We start from the raw sequence: 1,370 nt of genomic DNA, 5'->3' as shown, positions 1-1,370 counted from the left end.
GGTTGCGTGTTTCCGAGATCACCGGACTGAACTGCAGCGACGTCAGCCTGGGTCCCGGCGCCAACGTACGGTGCGAAGGCAAGGGGCGCAAGCAACGCGCTGTTCCGCTCAACAACATCGTCGAGGCAATGCTGAAGGTTTGGCTGAAAGAACGAGCCGGCCAGCCCCAAGAACCACTCTTCCCCACCCGCCACGGACGCCGTCTCAGCCGCGATGCCCTCGCACTGCGCGCCACCACCCACGCCAAAACTGCCGCCCAGCAATGCGCATCACTGGCAGGCAAGACAATTCATCCCCACGTATTCAGGCATACCTGTGCCATGAATTTGCTCCAAGCCGGCGTTGACACCTCAGTGATCGCATTGTGGCTCGGCCACGCTGGAGTTCGATCCACTGACGCCTACATCCATGCAGACCTCGCCATCAAGGAAAAAGCACTCGCTCTCGTGACTCCTGCAGCAGCGACTCCAGGACGATACCGGCCGACCGATAAGACACTGGCGTTCCTCGAAAGCCTGTAACTATGCCGATATGAGGACAACCAAATCGGGTCAGCATCCCTACAACGAGGCCTCCCTCAACGCCCTCGGCGATGCGGGCTCGGCATAGTTACCAGCTCGGCATAGATCAACCTATGCGGACATCCGCATAGGTTGATGAAGTAGGCTACATTCCGTTCGACCAAGACTCAGCGAACCTGTTCTTCCAGCTCGTCTCCTCCCGCTACGAACGGGCCTCGCTGATCCCGACCAGCAACCTCGCGTTCAGCCGCTGGGCCGAAGTTTTCGGCGACGCCACGATCGCCTCCGCCATGATCGACAGAATCGTCCACCACGCCGAAGTCATCAACCTCACCGGCAACAGCTACCGACTCCAAGGCCGCATCAAGCCACAAACTCTGGCACAATAAAACCACACACCGTGGCCCTGTTTTCAAATGGCAAAAGTGGCCCTATTTTCGGTTGGCGTTGACAGCTGTAGGGGGCGACTGAAAACAGTCCCGCAGGGGGTTCCCCCTACGGGACATCGAAGCCGTTGTGATCCATTGACCATTATGGCCAACTCGGAAAGCGGGCCAAACCCAGTCCCGATCGACGTTGACACCACCCCAATCTCGATGCACACGACCGATTGAAATTCTACACAGAAATCTGTATAGTTTTCGTATGACCACCATGACCATCACAGAAGCCTCCCGTGCCGGCCTATCCTCGCTGGTTGCCTCGGCTGAAGCGGGAAACGATGTTCCCCTGTCCCGACATGGCAGAGTCGTCGCCGAGGTGGTCTCCGCTGAGGAAATTTCCAGCCTACGGCGTGACCGTGACACTCTGCGCGATGCAGCGCTCGTCATGGCTCGTTTCGCCACCGAT

Annotated in this window: 1 protein-coding gene and 2 pseudogenes; all 3 read left to right on the top strand. The window is 58.5% G+C overall.

Features of this window, described 5'->3' with window-relative positions; translation table 11 throughout:
• Window positions 1-521 (top strand): tyrosine-type recombinase/integrase (locus G6035_RS19500; protein WP_218063386.1); only part of this gene is annotated, 521 nt, incomplete at its 5' end.
• 131 nt (window positions 522-652) lie between these two features.
• Window positions 653-910 (top strand): annotated as a pseudogene (locus tag G6035_RS19495) (ATP-binding protein); the annotation flags it as partial.
• A gap of 256 nt (window positions 911-1,166) precedes the next feature.
• Window positions 1,167-1,370, top strand: a pseudogene (locus G6035_RS19490) (type II toxin-antitoxin system Phd/YefM family antitoxin); the annotation flags it as partial.

This window comes from Arthrobacter sp. SDTb3-6 (genome assembly GCF_013376095.1).
In the GTDB taxonomy this organism is placed as follows: Bacteria; Actinomycetota; Actinomycetes; order Actinomycetales; family Micrococcaceae; genus Specibacter.
The sequence above is the reverse complement of the archived record's forward strand: the minus strand, read 5'-3'. Positions and strand labels throughout refer to the sequence as shown.